The organism is Streptomyces sp. NPDC058751 (assembly GCF_042746485.1).
Taxonomy (GTDB): domain Bacteria; phylum Actinomycetota; class Actinomycetes; order Streptomycetales; family Streptomycetaceae; genus Streptomyces.
This window is the reverse complement of sequence record NZ_JBHYPZ010000063.1, coordinates 14773-33446: the sequence shown is the minus strand read 5'-3', so window position 1 is coordinate 33446 and position 18674 is coordinate 14773. Positions and strand designations below refer to the sequence as shown.

General features: G+C 71.8%; 19 protein-coding genes. 4 read left to right on the top strand and 15 right to left on the bottom strand.

Annotation, left to right across the window (positions count from 1 at the left end; all coding sequences use genetic code 11):
* Window positions 1-339: 339 nt before the first annotated feature.
* The 5 genes from ACFW6B_RS38020 to ACFW6B_RS38000 form a co-directional block, all read right to left on the bottom strand.
* Complete coding sequence (locus tag ACFW6B_RS38020; RefSeq protein ID WP_386603894.1) at window positions 340-1326, bottom strand: NAD-dependent epimerase/dehydratase family protein; 987 nt, start codon at window positions 1324-1326, stop codon at window positions 340-342.
* A gap of 131 nt (window positions 1327-1457) precedes the next feature.
* On the bottom strand, window positions 1458-2066 hold the full coding sequence (locus ACFW6B_RS38015; RefSeq protein WP_386603873.1) for a winged helix-turn-helix domain-containing protein: 609 nt from the start codon (window positions 2064-2066) through the stop codon (window positions 1458-1460).
* 472 nt (window positions 2067-2538) lie between these two features.
* Window positions 2539-3567, bottom strand: a complete 1029-nt coding sequence (gene glnII, locus ACFW6B_RS38010) for a glutamine synthetase (protein WP_386603871.1) — start codon at window positions 3565-3567, stop codon at window positions 2539-2541.
* Window positions 3568-3940: 373 nt separating this feature from the next.
* On the bottom strand, window positions 3941-4630 hold the full coding sequence (locus ACFW6B_RS38005) for a hypothetical protein (RefSeq protein ID WP_386603869.1): 690 nt from the start codon (window positions 4628-4630) through the stop codon (window positions 3941-3943).
* A gap of 124 nt (window positions 4631-4754) precedes the next feature.
* The gene (locus tag ACFW6B_RS38000; protein ID WP_386603867.1) at window positions 4755-5126 is read right to left on the bottom strand and encodes an arsenate reductase family protein; all 372 of its coding nucleotides are present in this window, start codon (window positions 5124-5126) and stop codon (window positions 4755-4757) included.
* Window positions 5127-5290: 164 nt separating this feature from the next.
* On the opposite strand from ACFW6B_RS38000, the gene ACFW6B_RS37995 reads away from it, so the two are divergent.
* Window positions 5291-5599, top strand: a complete 309-nt coding sequence (locus ACFW6B_RS37995) for a hypothetical protein (RefSeq protein WP_386603865.1) — start codon at window positions 5291-5293, stop codon at window positions 5597-5599.
* A gap of 115 nt (window positions 5600-5714) precedes the next feature.
* Here ACFW6B_RS37995 and ACFW6B_RS37990 read toward each other — a convergent pair whose 3' ends face one another.
* Window positions 5715-6911 carry a winged helix DNA-binding domain-containing protein gene (locus tag ACFW6B_RS37990; RefSeq protein WP_386603862.1) on the bottom strand — a complete coding sequence of 399 codons (1197 nt, stop codon included), beginning with the start codon at window positions 6909-6911 and terminating at the stop codon, window positions 5715-5717.
* A gap of 190 nt (window positions 6912-7101) precedes the next feature.
* Here ACFW6B_RS37990 and ACFW6B_RS37985 point away from each other — a divergent pair, with 190 nt between their 5' ends.
* Together ACFW6B_RS37985 and ACFW6B_RS37980 are read left to right on the top strand one after the other, a co-directional pair.
* Entirely contained in the window at window positions 7102-7632 is a 531-nt protein-coding gene (locus ACFW6B_RS37985) for a hypothetical protein (protein WP_386603860.1), read from the top strand.
* A gap of 5 nt (window positions 7633-7637) precedes the next feature.
* Window positions 7638-8996, top strand: a complete 1359-nt coding sequence (locus ACFW6B_RS37980; RefSeq protein WP_386603858.1) for a DUF2252 domain-containing protein — start codon at window positions 7638-7640, stop codon at window positions 8994-8996.
* On the opposite strand, the gene ACFW6B_RS37975 is transcribed toward ACFW6B_RS37980, so the two are convergent.
* From ACFW6B_RS37975 to glnA, 5 genes are all read right to left on the bottom strand, one after another.
* Window positions 8959-9798 (bottom strand): alpha/beta hydrolase, encoded by an 840-nt coding sequence (locus ACFW6B_RS37975; RefSeq protein ID WP_386603856.1) that lies wholly within the window; start codon window positions 9796-9798, stop codon window positions 8959-8961. The genes ACFW6B_RS37980 and ACFW6B_RS37975 overlap by 38 nt on opposite strands.
* A gap of 92 nt (window positions 9799-9890) precedes the next feature.
* Window positions 9891-10535 carry a DUF1269 domain-containing protein gene (locus tag ACFW6B_RS37970; protein WP_386603854.1) on the bottom strand — a complete coding sequence of 215 codons (645 nt, stop codon included), beginning with the start codon at window positions 10533-10535 and terminating at the stop codon, window positions 9891-9893.
* 124 nt (window positions 10536-10659) lie between these two features.
* Window positions 10660-11244 (bottom strand): hypothetical protein, encoded by a 585-nt coding sequence (locus ACFW6B_RS37965; protein ID WP_386603852.1) that lies wholly within the window; start codon window positions 11242-11244, stop codon window positions 10660-10662.
* Between the two features lie 4 nt (window positions 11245-11248).
* Window positions 11249-12193: a zinc metalloprotease HtpX gene (htpX, locus tag ACFW6B_RS37960; RefSeq protein WP_386603850.1), complete on the bottom strand. Its 945-nt coding sequence runs from the start codon at window positions 12191-12193 to the stop codon at window positions 11249-11251.
* A 181-nt stretch (window positions 12194-12374) separates the two neighbouring features.
* Window positions 12375-13784, bottom strand: coding sequence for a type I glutamate--ammonia ligase (gene glnA, locus ACFW6B_RS37955; RefSeq protein WP_386603848.1), 1410 nt, complete (start codon window positions 13782-13784; stop codon window positions 12375-12377).
* 199 nt (window positions 13785-13983) lie between these two features.
* Here glnA and ACFW6B_RS37950 point away from each other — a divergent pair, with 199 nt between their 5' ends.
* Entirely contained in the window at window positions 13984-14451 is a 468-nt protein-coding gene (locus tag ACFW6B_RS37950; RefSeq protein WP_386603846.1) for an RDD family protein, read from the top strand.
* 663 nt (window positions 14452-15114) lie between these two features.
* Here the strand turns inward: ACFW6B_RS37950 and ACFW6B_RS37945 are convergent.
* The 4 genes from ACFW6B_RS37945 to lipB form a co-directional block, all read right to left on the bottom strand.
* Complete coding sequence (locus ACFW6B_RS37945; RefSeq protein ID WP_386603844.1) at window positions 15115-15813, bottom strand: DUF4191 domain-containing protein; 699 nt, start codon at window positions 15811-15813, stop codon at window positions 15115-15117.
* 177 nt (window positions 15814-15990) lie between these two features.
* Window positions 15991-16185 (bottom strand): hypothetical protein, encoded by a 195-nt coding sequence (locus tag ACFW6B_RS37940; RefSeq protein WP_355983643.1) that lies wholly within the window; start codon window positions 16183-16185, stop codon window positions 15991-15993.
* A gap of 292 nt (window positions 16186-16477) precedes the next feature.
* Window positions 16478-17443, bottom strand: a complete 966-nt coding sequence (gene lipA, locus ACFW6B_RS37935; RefSeq protein WP_386603841.1) for a lipoyl synthase — start codon at window positions 17441-17443, stop codon at window positions 16478-16480.
* A gap of 164 nt (window positions 17444-17607) precedes the next feature.
* Window positions 17608-18414 carry a lipoyl(octanoyl) transferase LipB gene (gene lipB, locus ACFW6B_RS37930; protein ID WP_386603838.1) on the bottom strand — a complete coding sequence of 269 codons (807 nt, stop codon included), beginning with the start codon at window positions 18412-18414 and terminating at the stop codon, window positions 17608-17610.
* Window positions 18415-18674: the final 260 nt, after the last annotated feature.

Here is an 18674-nt window from a genome sequence, read left to right as displayed (position 1 = left end):
GGGGCAGCGAGGCGCCCGACAGGAGTGAAGCGGCTCCGTTCCATACGCAGGAGGGGCGCGAGGTGTTCACGGGTCTCGAAAGAATCTTAGAAATGCGTGAGGCCAATTCGGTCACAATGGTCTCAGAAGCCCGCGAATTCACGAGAGTTGATCTCGAAATTCAGGTTTGAGAGCGGTTTTTTTGACTCATGTTCAGTGGTCTTCGGGTCCGGAGGGGGGGTTCCGACGGTCCTCGGGGGCGGTTTCAACTGGCCCGTCGGGCAGTCGAGTTCGACTCCGGCGCCGGCCGTTCCCGACCGCGGGGCGGGAGCGGGACGGCCGGGCCGGAATCGCCGGTATTCAGATTCCGAGGACCTTCGCCTCCACCGCGGGATCCAGCCCCACCTCCGGCCGGTCGGCGCGCCGGGGCGCGGCACCGCCGAGTGACCTGAGCCAGTTCCAGGTGTCCTCGACGGTCTCCTCGACGGGCCGGCACCGCAGTCCCGCCGACAGGGCCCGCGAGACATCGCCCGAGTACACCGAGGTGTGCAGCTCGCTCCCCGGCGGCACCCATACGGGAAGCTGGGTCCACGGTTCGATCCCGGCGCCGAGCACGGCCTCGGGGTCCGTCCAGCGGAGCTCGGCCCGTGACCCGGTGGCCCGGACGCACGCGTCGAGCAGCGCCCCCATCGTGGCGTGCCCCGGAGGGCTCACCAGGTTGTACGCCCCGTCGAGTTCCGCCTCCACGGCGCCGAGCGTCCACTGCGCCAGATCCCGGACGTCGACGTACTGGAGCGGCAGTTCGCGCGGTCCGGGAGCGAGCACCGGACCCCCGGCCGCGATCCGGTTCAGCCACCACGGCAGCCGCCCGATGTTCTCGTACGGCCCGAGGATCAGCCCGCACCGCACGAGCAGCGAACGCCCGTCGCCGAAGGCCTCGACGGCGGCCAGTTCCCCGCCCCGCTTGTCCCGGGCGTAGTCGGTCGCGTCCGCGCCGGCCGACGCGCCCTCCACGAGCGGCGCGTCCTCGGCGTACCCGGCGGCGCGGGGCCACGCGTACACCGAGCCGCTCGACACGTACACGTACCGGGCGGCCCGTCCGGCCAGCAGACGGGCCGCGTCCCGCACGGTCCGCGGCGCCGCCGACCAGGTGTCGACGACGGCGTCCCACGTGTCCGTGGCCGCCGCGAGCGCCGCGAGCCCGTCCGGCGAGGTGCGGTCGCCCAGCAACGGCCAAGCCCCGGCCGGGGGTTCGTGACGTCCGCGGTGGAACACGGTGACGTCCCACCCCCGGGCGAGCGCCGCCTCCGCGACCGCGCGCCCCACGAACTCCGTACCGCCCAGCATCAGAAGTCTCCGTGTCATACGGACGACTCTGCCCGCACGGCCCGCCCGTTGGCACGCGAATCTGCCGACAGAAGAAACGCGGGGTGGGCCGGTGCCCGGCCGGGCACCGGCCCGCTCCACGGCCGTGGGGGTCAACGGCCGGTCGGCGGGGTGTACTTGTAGCCCACCCGGCGCACCGTCTGGATGGCCTGCCGGTGCTCGGTGCCGAGCTTGCGGCGCAGCCGCGCGACATGGACGTCGACGGTCCGTCCGTCGCCGACGTGCCCGTAGCCCCACACCGTGGAGACCAGGTGGTCGCGGGTGTGCACCCGGTGCGGGTGGCGGACGAGATGCGCCAGCAGCTCGAACTCCAGGTAGGTCAGGTCCAGTACCCGCCCCTCGATCTCGGCGGTGCGCCGTACGGTGTCGACGCGCACCAGCGGGTCGGCGTCGTCCCCGGCACCGGTGTCACCGGCGGGGGCCCGGACGGCGGCCGGGGGCTCGGCCGGGCCCGTCACGGCGGCGGGCAGCAGGGGCTGCTGGTCCGCCGGCACGAGGACCAGGTAGCCGATCATCGGCGGCTGCCCCGGCAGGACGGGCAGCGCGTTCTGCGGAGCGGGCAGCCAGGTGGCGCCCGGCGGAAGGAAGTTCGCCACGTCTACGACCTCGTCCCGGTCGACGGCACGCAGTCGGTGCCGTGCCGGAGCGGTCGAAGGGGCGGGGGCCGTCGCGACGTTGGAGAAGGAACGAGTGGTCGCCATGAGAGGTCAGCTCTTTCGCGCGAGAAGTTCGTCGGGAGGTCCGGCGGCCGCGAGTTCGTGGTCGGGGCCGCCGGGGACGTACGTCGTGCGCGCTGGCCGAAGGCCGGGGTGTACGGCTTTAGAGGGCCGGCGCGTTCGTCGCGCGACAACACACCCGGTCGAAGTCGTGGTGCTGACGGGAGGGCCAGAAGGGCTCGAGGTCATGACGACCCGTCGCTGCGCACCTCTGGAAGTCGGCCATGAACCCATTGAAGCAGACACGGCGTTGCAACAGGAGCCTCCTCTCACCGCTCGGACGCCTCTTGGCGCGAAGCTCACCGCTCGGACGCCTCTTGGCGTGAAGCCGACGCCGCGCGGACCGCTCCGTCCGGCGTCCGCTCCGTCCGTCCGCTCCGTCCGTCCGCGCCGGACGGACAACGCGACGGGGCGCCCACCGTGACGGTGGACGCCCCATCGGGAGAGCCGGGCGGGATCAGACCTGGCCGGCCTTCTCCAGAGCGGTGCAGCAGGTGTCGACGATGAGACGCGTCACGACGTACGGGTCGACGTTCGCGTTCGGACGGCGGTCCTCGATGTAGCCCTTGCCGTCCTTCTCGACCTGCCACGGGATGCGGACCGAGGCACCGCGGTCGGAGACGCCGTAGCTGTACTCGTTCCACGGGGCGGTCTCGTGCAGGCCCGTCAGACGGTCGTCGATGCCGGCGCCGTAGTTCTTGACGTGGTCCATGGGCTTGGAGCCCTCGCCGAGCGACTCGCACGCGGTGATGATCGCGTCGTAGCCCTCGCGCATCGCCTTGGTGGAGAAGTTGGTGTGCGCGCCCGCGCCGTTCCAGTCGCCCTTCACCGGCTTCGGGTCCAGCGTCGCGGAGATGTCGAAGTCCTCGGCGGTGCGGTAGAGCAGCCAGCGGGCCACCCACAGCTGGTCCGAGACCTCCAGCGGCGACAGCGGGCCGACCTGGAACTCCCACTGGCCGGGCATGACCTCGGCGTTGATGCCGGAGATGCCGAGGCCCGCCTTGAGGCAGTTGTCCAGGTGCGCCTCGACGACCTCACGGCCGAAGATCTCGTCCGCGCCGACGCCGCAGTAGTAGCCGCCCTGCGCGGCCGGGAAGCCGCCCTCGGGGAAGCCGAGCGGGCGCGCGCCCTTGAAGAAGGTGTACTCCTGCTCGATGCCGAAGATCGACTCCTGGGCGGCGAACCGCTCGGCGACCTCGGCCAGCGCGGCACGGGTGTTGGTCTCGTGCGGCGTCATGTCGATGTTGAGGACCTCGCACAGGACGAGGATGTCGTCGCCACCGCGGATCGGGTCCGGGAAGCTGGCCACGGGCTTGAGTACGCGGTCCGAGGAGTGACCCTTGGCCTGGTTCGTCGAGGAGCCGTCGAAGCCCCAGATCGGCAGCTCCGCGCCCTTGGCGTCGTCGGCCAGGATCTTCGTCTTGGAACGGAGCTTTGCCGTCGGCTCGGTGCCGTCGATCCAGATGTACTCAGCCTTGAAGCTCACGGGCCACATCCTTCGGGGTGTGTCTTGATCGCACTTGCGGGTGCTGCGGCGCTGCGGCACTGGGGCGCCGCTGGGGATGTCCGGAAGACTGTCAACCAGCGATTTCCCGATCATTGCCCGAATGTGAACCCCGTGTTACCTGGGCCGTATGTGCCCGGTCTCACACGGCGCGTTCTGCCCCGGCCGTCCGCCCGCGCCCGCCCGCGACCGTTCACGGCCGTGATCGTCCGGCGCGTCGCGCGCCCCGGTCCCCGAAGACCGGGCGGGAGCCGCTCGTATGCGATCCGCGCGGGACCGCCGGCCCATGCGGAAGCCCTGCCGCCCCCGCCCCGGACGGGGCGGCGACGACAGGGCTCTCGATCCGTTCCGCCCGTTATCCGACCTTCTCGATGAGGGCGCGGCGGATCAGGAACTTGCCCGGCTCCCGGACCTGTTCGAAGGCCGCGTTGTTCAGCAGGGCGCAGCTTCCGGAGACCGAGGTGACCTCGACGGTCGTGGACTTGTTGTTGTCCAGGTTGGTGACCTTCAGCTTCGTTCCGGCCGGGAACTGGTTGCTGGACGCGGCCGGAGCGCCGCCCTCGCCGGAGAGCGTGACGGTCGAACCGTTGCAGACCTGCTGGCCGGTGGCCGCGGCGCCGCCGCCGTTGTTCGCGGGGGCGCTCTGCGCCGGAGGCTTGGCGGCCTGGGCGGGCGCGGACTGGGCCGGTGCGGACTGGGCCGGCGGCTGGGCGGGCTGCTGGCCGGTCTGGGAGTCCTGAGCCGATTCCCCGACGACGCAGCCCGACGCCTGCTGCTGAACCTTGATCTGCGCGATGACCGCTTCGCGGTTCGCGATCCTGGCCGCCGACTGGGCGTCGGGGTTGGCCTTCTGGTCCGCGATGAATTTCTGGTTGTTGCCGAGCGCGGTGGCCAGGCCCTGACAGGCGACCGAGCTCTGAGCGTTCTGCACGGACGCCGCGTTCGAGGTGGCGGCCAGGGCGAAGGCCCCGCCGCCCGCCACCGTCGCCGCGCTGACCAGCAGAGCGATCTTCTTCTTGGTGCTGAGAGTTCTCCTACGCGACATGCACGCCTCCAGAGAGTGGGGGAGCGTTACGTCGCTATGTACGAGATGCCGAACGCAGTTGCTCAACGGTTACGGCATTCACTTAAGTAACATGGATCACACGGGAGTTGGGCGGGCGGTCCGGCTAGGGCGTGTCCTTGCGGGACATGGCCTCCCGTACCGCCTCCTCCGTGCGGCCCACCAGCGCGGTTCCGTTCTCCGCGGTGATGATCGGCCGCTGGATGAGCTTGGGGTGCTCGGACAGCGCCTTGATCCACCGGTCCCGTGAACCGGCGTCCCGAGCCCATTCCCCCAGCCCCAGCTCCTTCGCGTCCGGCTCCCCGGTCCGCGTGATGTCCCACGGTTCGAGGCCGAGGCGGTCGAGGACACCGCGGATCTCGTCCTCGGAGGGCACGTCCTCCAGATAGCGGCGGACGGTGTACTCGGCACCCTCGGCGTCGAGCAGGCTGATCGCGCTGCGGCACTTCGAACAGGCCGGATTGATCCAGATCTCCATGCCGCCCACGTTACGGCAGACGCCTTCGGGCACTGCTGTCACAGCACCCCCGAAGCCCTTGTGGCCAGCGGCTTTTGTCAGTGCCCGGCGGTAGAATAGAAGCAGTGTTCGAGGGTGTCGCCGGGGGGTCCGGAAGGCGCCCTGACCGCGACAGGAGGATGCCTGTGCCCGCTGCCGCACTGAAGCCGCTGCCCACTCAGTCCACATCCAAGAGGACGGTTCCGCTGGACCTGCCGTACGAGCCCGTGGAGAAGTGCCCGCTGCCGCCGGGCCGCCCCCGCGACTGGTACGTCACCCACAACCGCCGGCTCAAGGCGATGCGACTCGCCATCGCCCTGCTCGACTCCGGCGTCTACGGGCCGGACCAGGCCCGCGACGAGAAGATCCGCAGCACCGCGCAGCTCATCGGCGTGCACCCGCCGTCGGGCACGACCTGCCACATGGTCCGTGCCCTGATGAGGTACGCGCGCTGAGAGTGCGTGCGCCGCTCACCGGTGCCGGGTGCCCCCGCCCGTGGCGGGGGCACCCGGCACCGGTTCCCGGCGCCGGCACCCACGGGGTGCCGGCGCCGGCCCGCGGACCCGGTCCTCACGCCGCCGACAGCTCCCGTTCCAGGGGCGTCCGGAAGCGGGGGGTGATCCGGGTGCCGCCCACCCACTCCTGGAGGCGCCCGGCCTCCGCCGCGATCGCCTCCAGGGCCTCGCGGCCGACGTCCTGGCCGGCCGGCAGCCGCCAGACGATCTCGCCGTCGGGCCGCTGCGCCCATCCCCCGACCACCCGCCCGTCCCACCACACCGTCGGCCCGACGTTGCCGCTGCGGTCGAAGAGGGCGGGGCGCAGGGAGGGTTCGAGGAACCAGTCCCGCTCCGCCCGGCTCATGGGCGCCGGATCGAGGGCGGGCAGCAGGGCGGCCCAGGGCGCGTCCGGCTCGTCGACCGGGCCGTCGTCGCCCGCCGCCACGTACCCCGTGGCCCCGTCGTCGAGCGAGACGGTCACCGCCCCGCCCGCCGTCAGCGCCCGCCGTACGTCGGTGACCTTCCACCCCGTCCACCACTTCAGGTCGGCCTCGGTGGCGGGCCCGCACGCCCGCAGCCAGCGGTCCAGCAGCTCGGAGCGGGCCTCGGCGGGCGGGAGCGGGGGATGCGGCGGCGCGACCTCCCAGCGGAACTGGCTCGACGTCCAGGAGCCGAGCGGACGCCCCCGCACCACCCGGCCCTCGAACCCCAGCACCCGCATCAGGCGGGACGACACGGTGTGCACCCCCTCGTAGCTCTTCCCGGGCGAGTGGGTGAACTGCTCCTTCAGCCGGGGCTCGTCCGCGGTGAGTTGGTTCACGGTGGCCTGCCCGCGCCGGGCCAGCGCGGCGAGCGCGGACGCCTCGACCTCGTCGAGCCACTGTCCGGTCAGCCGTCCCCCGCTCCCGGCGACCATGTCCTTGACCAGTGCGGCACGGGCCTTCGCGGCCAGGTCGAGCCCCGTCGAGGCGTGTACGACGGCCGCCAGGGCGGTGGGGAACACGAACACGGTGTTCCGCATGCCGTGCATCCGTACGAGGGAACGGTCCTCGTACAGCGCCCGCTCCACCTGCGGCACCGTCTCGCGGGCGTCCGCCAGACGCGCGCCCACCGCCAGGTACACCGTCGCCGGGTCGCTGCCGTGCAGCGCGACCAGTGAGTCCGCCACCTCCTCGGGGGCCGTCCCCCGCGCGGCGCCCGCCAGCCGCTGCCGCAGCCCGAGCCTCGTCCGCCGCTCCGCCACCCCGATGTGCCGCGGCTTCCCCGTCACGTCGTCTCCGTCCGGTCGTTCCGTACCCGTGCTCCGGGTGCTCCTCATCCTCCCGAACACCCGCCCTCGCGGGGCGGGGTTCACCCGTTGGACGCAACCGGGCATGCGGCGGCACCGCCCGCGGCCTTGACTGGGGCCACCGCGAGGAAGCGGGATCCGGAGGCGAACCAGGATCACGTGGGGAGAGACGATGCAGCACAGGAACGGCATACGAGGACCGGTCCGGCTGATCCTGGCCGTGGCGGCGGTGGCAGGTCTGGCCGCGCAGCTGACCGCCTGCTCCGACGACAGCAGCCCCTCCAGCACCGCGTCCAAGGCCGCCTCCGCCGCGTCCAGGGCGGCGTCCGCCGTCTCCGAGGCCGCGTCCGCCGTCACCGGGGCGGGAGACGCCCTGGCCTCCGCGACCGCCGAGGCCGGCCGGAAGTTCGACGAGTTCAAGAGCGGCGCGGACGCCAAGGACGAGGTGAGGACCGCCGGGACCGCGAGTCCCGGCTCCGACGGGCGCGTCACGGCCGAGGTGACCGCCACCAACCCCACCTCCTCGGCGAAGTCGTACGTCGTCCAGGTCGACTTCCGCGACCAGAGCGGCAACCTCCTCGACACGACCGTCGTGACGGTCGACGACGTCGCCGCGGGCGCCTCGAAGAACGCCACCGCCCGCAGCAACCGTTCCCTCACCGGTGACGTCAGGACCGACGTCGCCCGCGCCGCGAGGCACTGACGGCCGTGCTCCGCGACAGCGTCACGGCCACCACCGCGGACCGGGCCGCCCGGGGCCGGGCCGCCCGCAAACGGGTGCCCCGCTCCGCGCACGGCACCTGGATCCCCGCCGCCGACCGCCCCGACCCCGTCGGCCTCCTCCAGACGCAGGGCAGGGACCGGCTTCCGGAACTGCTGCCGGTCCGGTACGCGCGGATGACGGCGTCACCCCTGTCGTTCCTGCGCGGGGGCGCCGCCGTCATGGCCGCGGACCTGGCCGCCCAGCCCCACACCGGACTCACCGTCCAGCTCTGCGGCGACGCCCACCTGCTGAACTTCGGCCTGTACACGGTCCCGGAACGCCCGCTGCTCTTCGACCTCAACGACTTCGACGAGACCTTCCCCGGCCCCTTCGAGTGGGACGTCAAACGGCTCGCGGCCAGCGTCGCGGTCGCGGCCCGGGAGAACGGGCACAAGGAGGAGCACGTCTTCGGCGCGGCACGGGCCGCCGCCGGGCAGTACCGCGAGGCCGTGCGCCGGCTGGCCGGGCAGGGCGAACTGACCGTCTGGTACCAGCACATCGACGCCGATCTGCTGCTGCCGCTCGTCCGCTCGGGACGCCGCCGGCGGCGCGCGGAGGCCACCCTCACCCGGGCCCGCCGCCGCACCAGCCTGCAGGCGCTCGGCAAACTCACCGAGACCGTCGGGGGGCGCCGCCGCATCGTCCACGACCCGCCCCTGCTGGAGCCGGCCGGAGCCATGGACACGGCCTCGCTCCGCAAGATCTTCAGCGACTACCGCTCCACGCTCCCCGAGGAACGCCGTCTGCTCCTCGACCGCTACCGGTTCGTCGACGCGGCCCGCAAGACCGTCGGCGTGGGCAGTGTCGGCACCCGCTGCTTCATCGTGCTGCTCGCCGGGCGGGACGCCGACGACGCGCTGTTCCTCCAGATCAAGCAGGCGGGACGGTCCGTGCTCGAAGAACACCTGCCCAGCGGCCCGTACGTGCATCCCGGGCGCAGGGTCGTCGCGGGCCAGCGGCTGATGCAGGCCGCGGGCGACGTCTTCCTCGGCTGGACGACCGGCCCCGAGGGACGGGCGTTCTACTGGCGCCGGCTCCACGACACGAAGGGGTCCGCGGACGTCGCCGGCATGAGCCCGGGTGAACTGCGCGACTACGCCCGGCTGTGCGGCACCGCCCTGGCCCGCGCGCACGCCCGCTCCGGCGACCGTGTGGCGATCGCCGCCTATCTCGGCCGCGCCGACACCTTCGAGAGCGCCGTCGCGGACTTCGCGCTGCGCTACAGCGACCGCAACGCCGCCGACCACGCGGCCCTGGGCGCGGCGGTCATCGCGGGCGTGGTCCCGGCGGCCCCGGGGGTGTGAGAACGCCGGCCGCCCGGACGCCGGGAGCAGAGGGGACCGGGGCACCGAGGCCGGTGAGGGCGAGGTCCACGAGCCGGCGCCGGTCCTCGGCGTGGTCGCGGAACCAGAGGCCCAGCAGATGGTCGGCGTCGGGCAGTTCGAAGCGGGTGAAGTCGGCACGGGCGGTGAGCGCGTCCGAGACGGCCTCCGTCACGGCGAGCGGGACGACCGCGTCCGTGGCGGGTACGGCGAGCACCGCGCGGCCCTCGTAGGCCCGCAGCGCGTCGAGCGCGGGAGCCCCCCGCCAGCTGTCCGGGGTGCGGATGATCCGGCTGAAGCGGCTCTGCGCCTTCGGACCGTCACCGTCCTGCCGCGAGGGGTCCCGCGGGTCCTCGAACGGGAGGGACCAGGCCTCGGCGGCGTACACGGCGGGCGCGCACAGCACGAGCGCCACCGCACGTCGCCCGTAGTGCCGTGCGAGGTCGGCCACCGTCTGGCCGCTCATGCTGAACCCGGCCAGGATCAGCGGGGCGCCCGCCGGAACGGTCGCGTCGATCACCGACACGGCCTGCTCGAAACGCCGCCGGAGGCTCGACTCGCCCAGCGCGCCGGTGCTTTCGCCGTGTCCGGAGAAGTCGAGGGCGAGCCCCGCGCAGCCGCGGGCGGCGAAGTCGCCGAGCAGCGGGAGCAGCCGCTCCTTGCTGCCGTTGCCCGCGCCGTGCAGCAGGACGGCGGTCGCCGCGCCGTCGCCGGTGCCGTCCGCGCGGCCCGCGACACAGCTCAGCCGTTCGCCGTCGTGGTCGTGCGTGAAAGAGGAGAACATCCCCCCATTCACGCACGCGGACGGCGCCGCCCACGCAGGACACCGGCCGGATGACGTCCTTGCCGGGCGGGCCGGCACGGGGCCCGGCCGGCTCAGGAAGCGGTGGGAGCGCCGTTCGCGTCCGGTTCGGGGGCGCCGGCCGTCGCGGACGTGCCCTCGGCGCCCGTCCCGGAAGCGGCCGGCGGCGCGTCCGCCGCGGGCGCGGCCGTACCGCCCGTCTCCCCGGGCGCGGTGGCCGCCGCGGACTTCGCCCGGGCGGCGGCGACCGCCTCGCGCAGGTGGTCCTCCTGCTCCTGGCTCAGCGAGGTCTGCACCAACTGGCCGCCGAACCCGGCGATCTGGGGGATCACCTTGTCCCCGGCCGCCTGCTTGACCAGGACGAACAACGCCGCCGCGCCCGGCCGCAGATTCTGGCTGAGATCCTTCATGAACTTGTCGTTGATGCCGGTGTCCGTGACCGCGCCTCCGGCGGCACCCGCCGCCGCGCCCACCGCGGCGCCGAGCAGCGGCGCCAGGAAGAGCAGCCCGATGACACCGCCCCACAGCGCGCCGCCCGCCGCGCCGATGGCCGTGTGGCTGACCGCCTGGTGCAGCTTGATCTTGCCGTCCTCGCTCCGTTCGACGACGACCGCGTCCTCCAGCTCGACGAGATGCTGCTTCGACAGCTCGAACAGCTTGTCGCGCACCTGGCCGGCCGTGGCGAGATCGTCGTAGGCGATGACGAACAGATTGCTCATGAGGGCACCCCTTGTGTCGATTTCGTACGACTTTATAGCGATATGGGGTGGGGTGCAGTCGGGCAAGAAGGAGCAGGTGCCGGGAAGGAAGGGGCAGGTGCCGGGAAGGAAAGAAGGAACGGGGTCACAGCCCCGGGGCGCCCCAGATCGGGAACCAGCGGGTGAGGTCCTGCTCGACGTGCAGGTCGTCGGCGAGCGCCGCTCCGATCTGGAGTTCGAGCGCGTTGTCGCGCTTCTCCTCACCGCCGGGCAGCGGGCAGAAGGCGTACCAGCTGCCGCGTTTGTAGAGGTAGACCAGGCCGATCCGCCGCTGCCGGCCGTCCTCGAAGGCCGCCACGGAACAGAGGAGCTGGGGGCCGAAACCGGTGCTCTCCAGGGAGCTGTTGACCGCGTGCAGATCGCTCACCAGCGCCGGCAGGTCGCCGGGCGCGCGGCGGGAGACCAGCCACGAGTAGCCGTACTCGTCCCGGACCGGTTCCACCGGGGGGCCGGTCCGCCCGGTGTCCGCGTCCAGCAGGTCCTGCGCCTCCTGGCGCGCCCGGGCGAAGGCCGCACCCTCGGCGGAGGCGAAGCACACCGCTCCCGTGCCGGTCGGGGTGAACCCGGCCGCGGCCTGGAGGGTCACGGCCGCCGACGGCAGTCCGAAGAGCCGGTCGAGGTCGGGTACGGCCGGCTTGCCGCGGCCGAGCAGGATGTCCAGGAACCCCATGCGCTCAGAGGACCTCTCCGGGAGAGGGGGCGCCCGCGTCCGGGACCGCGGGCTCGCCCAGCTCGGCGGAGATGCGGGCCAGCTGCGCGAGCCGCTGCTCCAGGCTCGGGTGGGTCGAGAACAGGTTGGCGATCCCCGGCTGGGCGCCGAGCGCGGGGGTGAAGTAGAAGGCGTTGAAGGCCTGCGCGGTCCGCAGGTCCTTCGTCGGGATCCGGCCGATGTCACCGGTCACCTTGGTCAGCGCGGCGGCCAGCACCGAGGGGCGGCCGGTGAGCAGGGCCGCGGCACGGTCGGCGGCCAGCTCGCGGTACCGGGAGAGCGCCCTGATCAGCATGAAACTGATCGCGTACACGGCCGCGGAGACCGTCATCACCGCCATGAGGACCACGGCGGTGTTCTGGTCCTTGCCGCCCCGCCCGCCGAAGAGCTGCGAGTAGAACGCGAACCGCACGATCAGCCCGGCGAGCACCCCGAGGAAGGACGCCACGGTGATCACGGCGACGTCCTTGTGCGCCACGTGCGACAGCTCGTGCGCGAGGACGCCCTCCAGCTCGTCGGGCTCCAGGCGGCGCAGCAGCCCGGTGGTCACGCACAGCACGGCGTGATCGGCGTTGCGCCCCGTGGCGAACGCGTTCGGCATGTCGATGTCCGAGACGGCGACGAGCGGCTTCGGCATGTCGGCGACGGCGCACAGCCGGTCGACGACGCCGTGCAGCTGCGGATACTCCTCCCGCTCCACGATCCGCCCGTGCATGGCGTACAGCGCGATCCGGTCCGAGAACCAGTACTGCGCGACGAGCGCCCCGGCCGCGATCACGACGACCAGCACCCACGACTTCAGCAGCACGACCAGCGCGGCGACGAAGGCCACGTACAGCAGTCCGAGCAGGAACAGCGTGACCGTCATCCGCACGGTCAGCTGACGGTCGTTCCGGAATCGGCTCCGCATCGCGCACCACCCCGCAGTCGGGCACTCGTCCCGTTCTCCATTGTGCGCCCGCGGTACCCCATGAACGGGTGCCGGCAGTCCCTGCGGGGGGCGAAGAACCCCGTCGGCGGCGGGCGAACGCGTCGGCCGCGCCCTCCCGGAGGAAGGGCGCGGCCGAGGACGTGCTCGCCGGAGCGGGGTTTTACACGTCGAAGTACAGCTCGAACTCGTGCGGGTGCGGACGGAGCTGGAGCGGCGCGATCTCGTTCGTGCGCTTGTAGTCGATCCACGTCTCGATCAGGTCGGACGTGAAGACGTCGCCCGCGAGGAGGAACTCGTGGTCGCGCTCCAGCGAGTCGAGGACCGCCGGGAGCGAGGTCGGGACCTGGGCCACGCCCGCGTGCTCCTCGGGAGCCAGCTCGTAGAGGTCCTTGTCGATCGGCTCGGCCGGCTCGATCTTGTTCTTGACGCCGTCCAGACCGGCCATCAGCAGGGCCGAGAACGCCAGGTACGGGTTGCCGGAGGAGTCGGGCGCGCGGAACTCGACGCGCTTGGCCTTCGGGTTCGAGCCGGTGATCGGGATGCGCATGGCCGCGGAGCGGTTGCGCTGCGAGTACACCAGGTTGACCGGGGCCTCGAAGCCGGGGACCAGGCGGTGGTACGAGTTCACCGTCGGGTTGGTGAAGGCGAGCAGCGACGGGGCGTGCTTGAGGATGCCGCCGATGTAGTAGCGGGCCATGTCCGACAGGCCCGCGTAACCGGCCTCGTCGTAGAACAGCGGGGAGCCGCCGCTCCACAGGGACTGGTGGACGTGCATGCCCGAGCCGTTGTCACCGAAGATCGGCTTCGGCATGAAGGTCGCGGTCTTGCCGTTGCGCCAGGCGACGTTCTTCACGATGTACTTGAAGAGCTGGAGGTCGTCGGCCGCGGCGAGCAGCGTGTTGAACTTGTAGTTGATCTCGGCCTGGCCGGCGGTGCCCACCTCGTGGTGCTGGCGCTCGACCTGGAGGCCGGAGTTGGCCAGCTCCAGGGAGATCTCGGCACGCAGGTCGGCGAAGTGGTCGACCGGCGGGGTCGGGAAGTAGCCGCCCTTGTAGCGGACCTTGTAACCGCGGTTGTCCTCGAGGGCACCGGTGTTCCAGGCGCCGGCCTCGGAGTCGATGTGGTAGAAGGACTCGTTCTCGGACGTCTTGAAGCGCACGCTGTCGAACACGTAGAACTCGGCCTCGGGACCGAAGTACGCGGTGTCGGCGATACCGGTCGAGGCGAGGTAGGCCTCGGCCTTCTTGGCCACGTTGCGCGGGTCACGGGAGTACTGCTCGCCCGTGATCGGGTCGTGGATGAAGAAGTTGATGTTGACCGTCTTGTCGCGGCGGAAGGGGTCGACGCGCGCGGTGGACAGGTCGGCGCGGAGCGCCATGTCGGACTCGTGGATGGCCTGGAAGCCGCGGATGGAGGAGCCGTCGAAGGCGAGCTCCTCGGCCGGGTCGAAGGCCTCGGCCGGGATCGTGAAGTGCTGCATCACACCCGGCAGGTCGCAGAAGCGGACATCGACGAACTTGACGTCCTCGTCCGCGATGAACTTCTTGGCCTCGTCGGCGTTCTGGAACATCCAGCTCCTCCTACTTCCGTCCGCGGTGGACGGGGTGGTAGTTCGTTCGTGCGGCCAGTGCGGTGGCACACGCTGCGGCCCGACCATAGGGACGGGGGATTTCTCCGGCGTGACCCATTTGTTTCGCCCAAGTTAACCGACTCCGGCCCTCCGGGCCCCTCCTGTCCGTATGGCAAAACGGGCACAGTACCTTGGACGGGTGGACAACAGGCAAGCAATCGGATCGTGGCTCTCCGGTCCCCGCGCGGCGGCGGAGGAAGCCGGAGTCGACTTCGGATACCGGGGCGAACAGCTCGGTCTCCCGGAGCACGGGCCGGGCTCGATCGCCCGCCCCGGCCGCCGTCTGGGCGCCCTCGCCGTCGACTGGGGCCTGTGCGTCCTGATCGCATACGGGCTGCTCACCGACGGCTACGGCCAGGCGACGGGCAACTGGGCCCTGCTCCTCTTCCTCGTCCTCGGGGTCCTGACGGTCGGCACCGTCGGCTCCACCCCGGGCAAGCGGCTGCTGGGCATGCGCGTCGTGGCCGAGGGCGGCGGCCGGCCGAACCCGCTGCGCGTCCTGCTGCGCACGGTGCTCCTGTGCGCGGCCGTCCCGGCGCTGATCTGGGACCGCGACGGCCGCGGCCTCCACGACCGCCTGGCCCGCACGATCGAGGTCCGCATCTGACTCCCACCCGCCCGTCGGCTCGGCCGCGTGCGGAACCAGCCCCTGCGGGGAGGGCGACCTCTACGGGCGGGGGGCGACCCCCTGCGGGGAGGGCGGCCTCGTCCTGGGACGGTGACCCGCTCCGCCGGAGGCGGCCTGCGACGGCGAGCGGCCGCCGCGGTGCGGCGACGGGGCCTGCGGTGAGGGTGCCCGGCGAGGCGTGCCCCCGCGCCGGAGGCGGCCTGCCGGCGTGCGGCCGGGGGTGTTCCCGCGCGACGACCGGCCCTGCGACGAGGGCCCACGGTGAATGTGCTCCGACACGGAGGTGTGCCCCGCTGCGAGGGGCCCACCGGGCGGAGCCGACCTGAGATAGGCGAGGCCGGCCGACGACGGGCGCCCCGCGACCGGGCGCGGTCCTGCGGTCAAGGCGGCCCGGTGGGGCGGGGTCGGCCCGCCGCAAGGGAAGAAGGGGTCGCCGCGTCGGGGCTGGACCGACATGGCGGAGCGGCCGACGACGGGCGCCCCGCGACCGGGAGCGGTCCTGCGGGCAAGGTGGCTCCGGCCGACGAGGAGGCCCACGGCCAAGGCGGCCCGGCACGGTGGGGCGGGGTGCGAACGACGATGGGGCGCCCGGAGGATTCCGGGCGCCCCATCGTCGTAGGACTGGTCAAGCGAGCGCGAGCGTCACCGCTTCGGGCCGCCCCGCGGCATCCGCATGCCCTTGGGCATCGGCCCCTTCGGCAGCGGCATGTTGCTCATCAGGTCGCCCATCGCGCGCAGCCGGTCGTTGGTCGCGGTGACCTGGGGGCCGGCGAGCACACGCGGAAGCTTCAGCATCGTCGTGCGGAGCTTCTTCAGCTCGACCTGGCCCTCACCGGTGCCCACGAGGATGTCGTGCACCGGGACGTCCGCGACGATGCGCGCCATCTTCTTCTTCTCGGCGGCCAGCAGGGTCTTGACCCGGTTCGGGTTGCCCTCGGCGACCAGCACGATGCCGGCCTTGCCGACCGCGCGGTGCACCACGTCCTGGCTGCGGTTCATCGCGACCGCCGGGGTGGTGGTCCAGCCCCGGCCGATGTTGTCCAGCACGGCCGCGGCCGCGCCGGGCTGGCCCTCCATCTGCCCGAAGGCGGCCCGCTCGGCCCTGCGCCCGAAGACGATCGCCGTCGCGAGAAGGGCGAGCAGAAGCCCGAGAATGCCGAGATAGATCGGGTGGCCGATCAAGAATCCGATCGCGAGGAAAACACCGAGGGTGAGAATTCCGACAGCCGCGAGTACAAGACCGATCTTGGAATCGGCCCTGCGGGTCATTTTGTACGTCAGAGCGATCTGCTTGAGTCGCCCGGGGTTCGCAGCGTCCGCTGCGGTTTCCTTCCTCGCCATGCTCACGAGTCTACGTGGCCCGTGAAGCGCCGACGACGTCAGTACCGGGCGAACGGGCCGCGGCGGCGGGGAGCGGCCGCCGTGGTGGCAGGGACCGGCGCCGAGGGGCGCCGACCGGAGCCGGTCGGGAAAGGACGTCGGGAACGGGTGGGGGACGTCGGGGACGGCTGTGGGACGTCAGGAACGGATGACGGATTCCAGCACGCGCTGCGCCTCGACCCGGTCCTTGGCCCGGCGGCGGTCCTCCAGGACGGAGGTCCAGGCGTTGCGGCGGGCCGTGCGCTGCCCGCTGCTCATGAGCAGCGACTCGACGGCACGCAGTGCATCGGTGAACGAAGGAATCGCGGTGGCGCGTACGGGCGCGGCCTGCATGATGGAGATCCCCCCTCGGGATCGACGGCTCGGACAGGGATGTTTGTGACGTGGAACCAGAGTCTCTGATTGGTGTTACCAGTACGTGACCGAGCGGTCAAACACCAATGAAACCTTGATGCGGCGGGGCCTTTTCCCGGCCCCTTCCTGATGCGGCGTTCAGCTGCGGGGATGTCCCGGGAGGGTGTGAACCGGCCGTTGTGAAGGGCGAGTTGCTTGTGCGCGGATTCACAGAAAAGCGGTGGCACTCGGTGCCACCGCTTTTCTTTCGCAACGTGTGCCGTTCGGGGGATCAGACCGCCTGGGAGGCGACGTACGCGCCGCGCTTCTCGACGGCCATCTGGTACAGGCGGCCGGCCCGGTACGAGGAGCGGACCAGCGGGCCCGACATGACGCCGGAGAAGCCGATCTGCTCGGCCTCCTCCTTGAGCTCCACGAACTCCTGCGGCTTGACCCAGCGCTCCACGGGGTGGTGGCGCACGGAGGGGCGCAGGTACTGCGTGATCGTGATGAGCTCGCAGCCCGCCTCGTGGAGCTGCCGGAGCGCCTCGCCGACCTCCTCGCGGGTCTCGCCCATGCCGAGGATCAGGTTCGATTTCGTGACCAGACCGTAGTCACGGGCATCGGTGATGACCTTGAGCGAGCGGTCGTAGCGGAAGCCGGGACGGATCCGCTTGAAGATCCGCGGGACCGTCTCGACGTTGTGCGCGAAGACCTCGGGGCGCGAGGAGAAGACCTCGGCGAGGTGCGCGGGCTCGGCGTTGAAGTCCGGGGCGAGCAGTTCGACCTTGGTGCGTCCGGCCTCGCGGCCCGCCGTCTGCGCGTGGATCTGGCGGACCGTCTCGGCGTACAGCCAGGCGCCGCCGTCCTCCAGGTCGTCGCGGGCGACGCCGGTGATCGTGGCGTAGTTCAGGTCCATCGTGACGACGGACTCACCGACGCGGCGCGGTTCGTCCCGGTCGAGGGCCTCCGGCTTGCCGGTGTCGATCTGGCAGAAGTCGCAGCGCCGAGTGCACTGGTCACCGCCGATGAGGAAGGTGGCCTCGCGGTCCTCCCAGCACTCGTAGATGTTGGGACAGCCCGCCTCCTGGCAGACCGTGTGCAGCCCCTCGCTCTTCACGAGGCCCTGCATCTTCGTGTACTCGGGGCCCATTTTCGCCCGGGTCTTGATCCACTCGGGCTTGCGCTCGATGGGGGTCTGGCTGTTCCGGACCTCCAGGCGCAGCATCTTGCGTCCGTCGGGTGCGACTGCGGACACATCGGCTCCCTGTAGCTTCGATTCTTCGGCGTACACCAGGGTACGCCCGTGTGGTGCTCGGCCCCCGACGTGGGCAACCTTCGGGAGCGGGGGTGCATTCCCGGAGGCGTTCCGCCGTGGGGGCGCGGGGCCCGGGCGGGTGCCGCCACGGGCGCGCGGGGGGTTCAGGCCGGCGTGCGTTCGACGACGCGCGGCTTCAGGTCCGCGTTCGCCAGGACGTCCCTGAGGTGCTTCTCGGCCACCGGCAGGACCTCCTCGATGGTCACGTCACGGCCCAGCTCGCCCGCGAGCGAGGCGACGCCCGCGTCGCGGATGCCGCACGGGATGATCCGGTCGAACCAGGCGTTGTCCGGGTTCACGTTCAGCGCGAAGCCGTGCATGGTGACGCCCTTGGCGACGCGGATGCCGATCGCGGCGATCTTGCGGTCCTCGCGGCGCTGGCCGGCGTTGGACGGGGCGTACTCCGGGCCGTTGAGCCGCGGGTCGAACTCCTCGTCGTGGAGCCGGGGGTCGAAGTCGAGGGAGAGGCCCCCGAGCGCGGGGGCCCCCTGGGCGGGGTCCTTGGCGTCGCCGAGGATCCAGACGCCGCTGCGGCCCTCGACCCGGCTCGTCTCCAGGCCGAACTCCGCGCAGGTGAGGATGATCGCCTCCTCCAGGCGGCGTACGTGGGCCACGACGTCCACGGGACGCGGGAGCTTCTGGATGGGGTAGCCGACCAGCTGGCCCGGACCGTGCCAGGTGATCTTGCCGCCGCGGTCCACGTCGATGACGGGAGTGCCGTCCAGCGGCCGCTCGTTGTCCGCCGTGCGCCGGCCCGCGGTGTACACCGGGGGGTGCTCCAGGAGCAGGCAGGTGTCGGGAACCTCGTCCAGGAACCGGGCGGCGTGCACGCGACGCTGCTCGTCCCAGGCCTCCTGGTACTCGACGGCCTCGGCACCGAATCCCATGCGGACGAACCGCAACTCACTCACGGCAAGCGCCTCCCTAGAAGCTTCCTCGGGCACGTGGTGGTCCCCGTGCGGGGCGCGCGAAGGAACCTTTCGTCAGGCCCGTGGCGCACCCACGCCACTGTACGTCCGTCGGATTCACGTCAGCTCGACGGCCAATACTCACACGATCGGATGAATGAATGTCGATGTGTGCGATGACGTGCTCACGCTCCGCTACATTCGCGCCGTTCACTGAGGCCATAAGGGCTGCTCACAGGCAATCCGGGCACGGGGGGACCTCG

What these genes read in the sequence shown, in the direction of transcription:
- ACFW6B_RS37970 (WP_386603854.1), bottom strand. Translation starts at nt 10,535, where the DNA reads ATGAGCAATCTGTTCGTCATCGCCTACGACGATCTCGCCACGGCCGGC.
- ACFW6B_RS37985 (WP_386603860.1), top strand. Translation starts at nt 7,102, where the DNA reads ATGCAGCACAGGAACGGCATACGAGGACCGGTCCGGCTGATCCTGGCC.
- ACFW6B_RS37940 (WP_355983643.1), bottom strand. Translation starts at nt 16,185, where the DNA reads ATGCAGGCCGCGCCCGTACGCGCCACCGCGATTCCTTCGTTCACCGAT.
- htpX (WP_386603850.1), bottom strand. Translation starts at nt 12,193, where the DNA reads ATGCGGAGCCGATTCCGGAACGACCGTCAGCTGACCGTGCGGATGACG.
- ACFW6B_RS38015 (WP_386603873.1), bottom strand. Translation starts at nt 2,066, where the DNA reads ATGGCGACCACTCGTTCCTTCTCCAACGTCGCGACGGCCCCCGCCCCT.
- ACFW6B_RS38005 (WP_386603869.1), bottom strand. Translation starts at nt 4,630, where the DNA reads ATGTCGCGTAGGAGAACTCTCAGCACCAAGAAGAAGATCGCTCTGCTG.
- ACFW6B_RS37975 (WP_386603856.1), bottom strand. Translation starts at nt 9,798, where the DNA reads ATGTTCTCCTCTTTCACGCACGACCACGACGGCGAACGGCTGAGCTGT.
- ACFW6B_RS38020 (WP_386603894.1), bottom strand. Translation starts at nt 1,326, where the DNA reads ATGCTGGGCGGTACGGAGTTCGTGGGGCGCGCGGTCGCGGAGGCGGCG.
- ACFW6B_RS37945 (WP_386603844.1), bottom strand. Translation starts at nt 15,813, where the DNA reads ATGGCGAGGAAGGAAACCGCAGCGGACGCTGCGAACCCCGGGCGACTC.
- glnA (WP_386603848.1), bottom strand. Translation starts at nt 13,784, where the DNA reads ATGTTCCAGAACGCCGACGAGGCCAAGAAGTTCATCGCGGACGAGGAC.
- ACFW6B_RS38000 (WP_386603867.1), bottom strand. Translation starts at nt 5,126, where the DNA reads ATGGAGATCTGGATCAATCCGGCCTGTTCGAAGTGCCGCAGCGCGATC.
- ACFW6B_RS37965 (WP_386603852.1), bottom strand. Translation starts at nt 11,244, where the DNA reads ATGGGGTTCCTGGACATCCTGCTCGGCCGCGGCAAGCCGGCCGTACCC.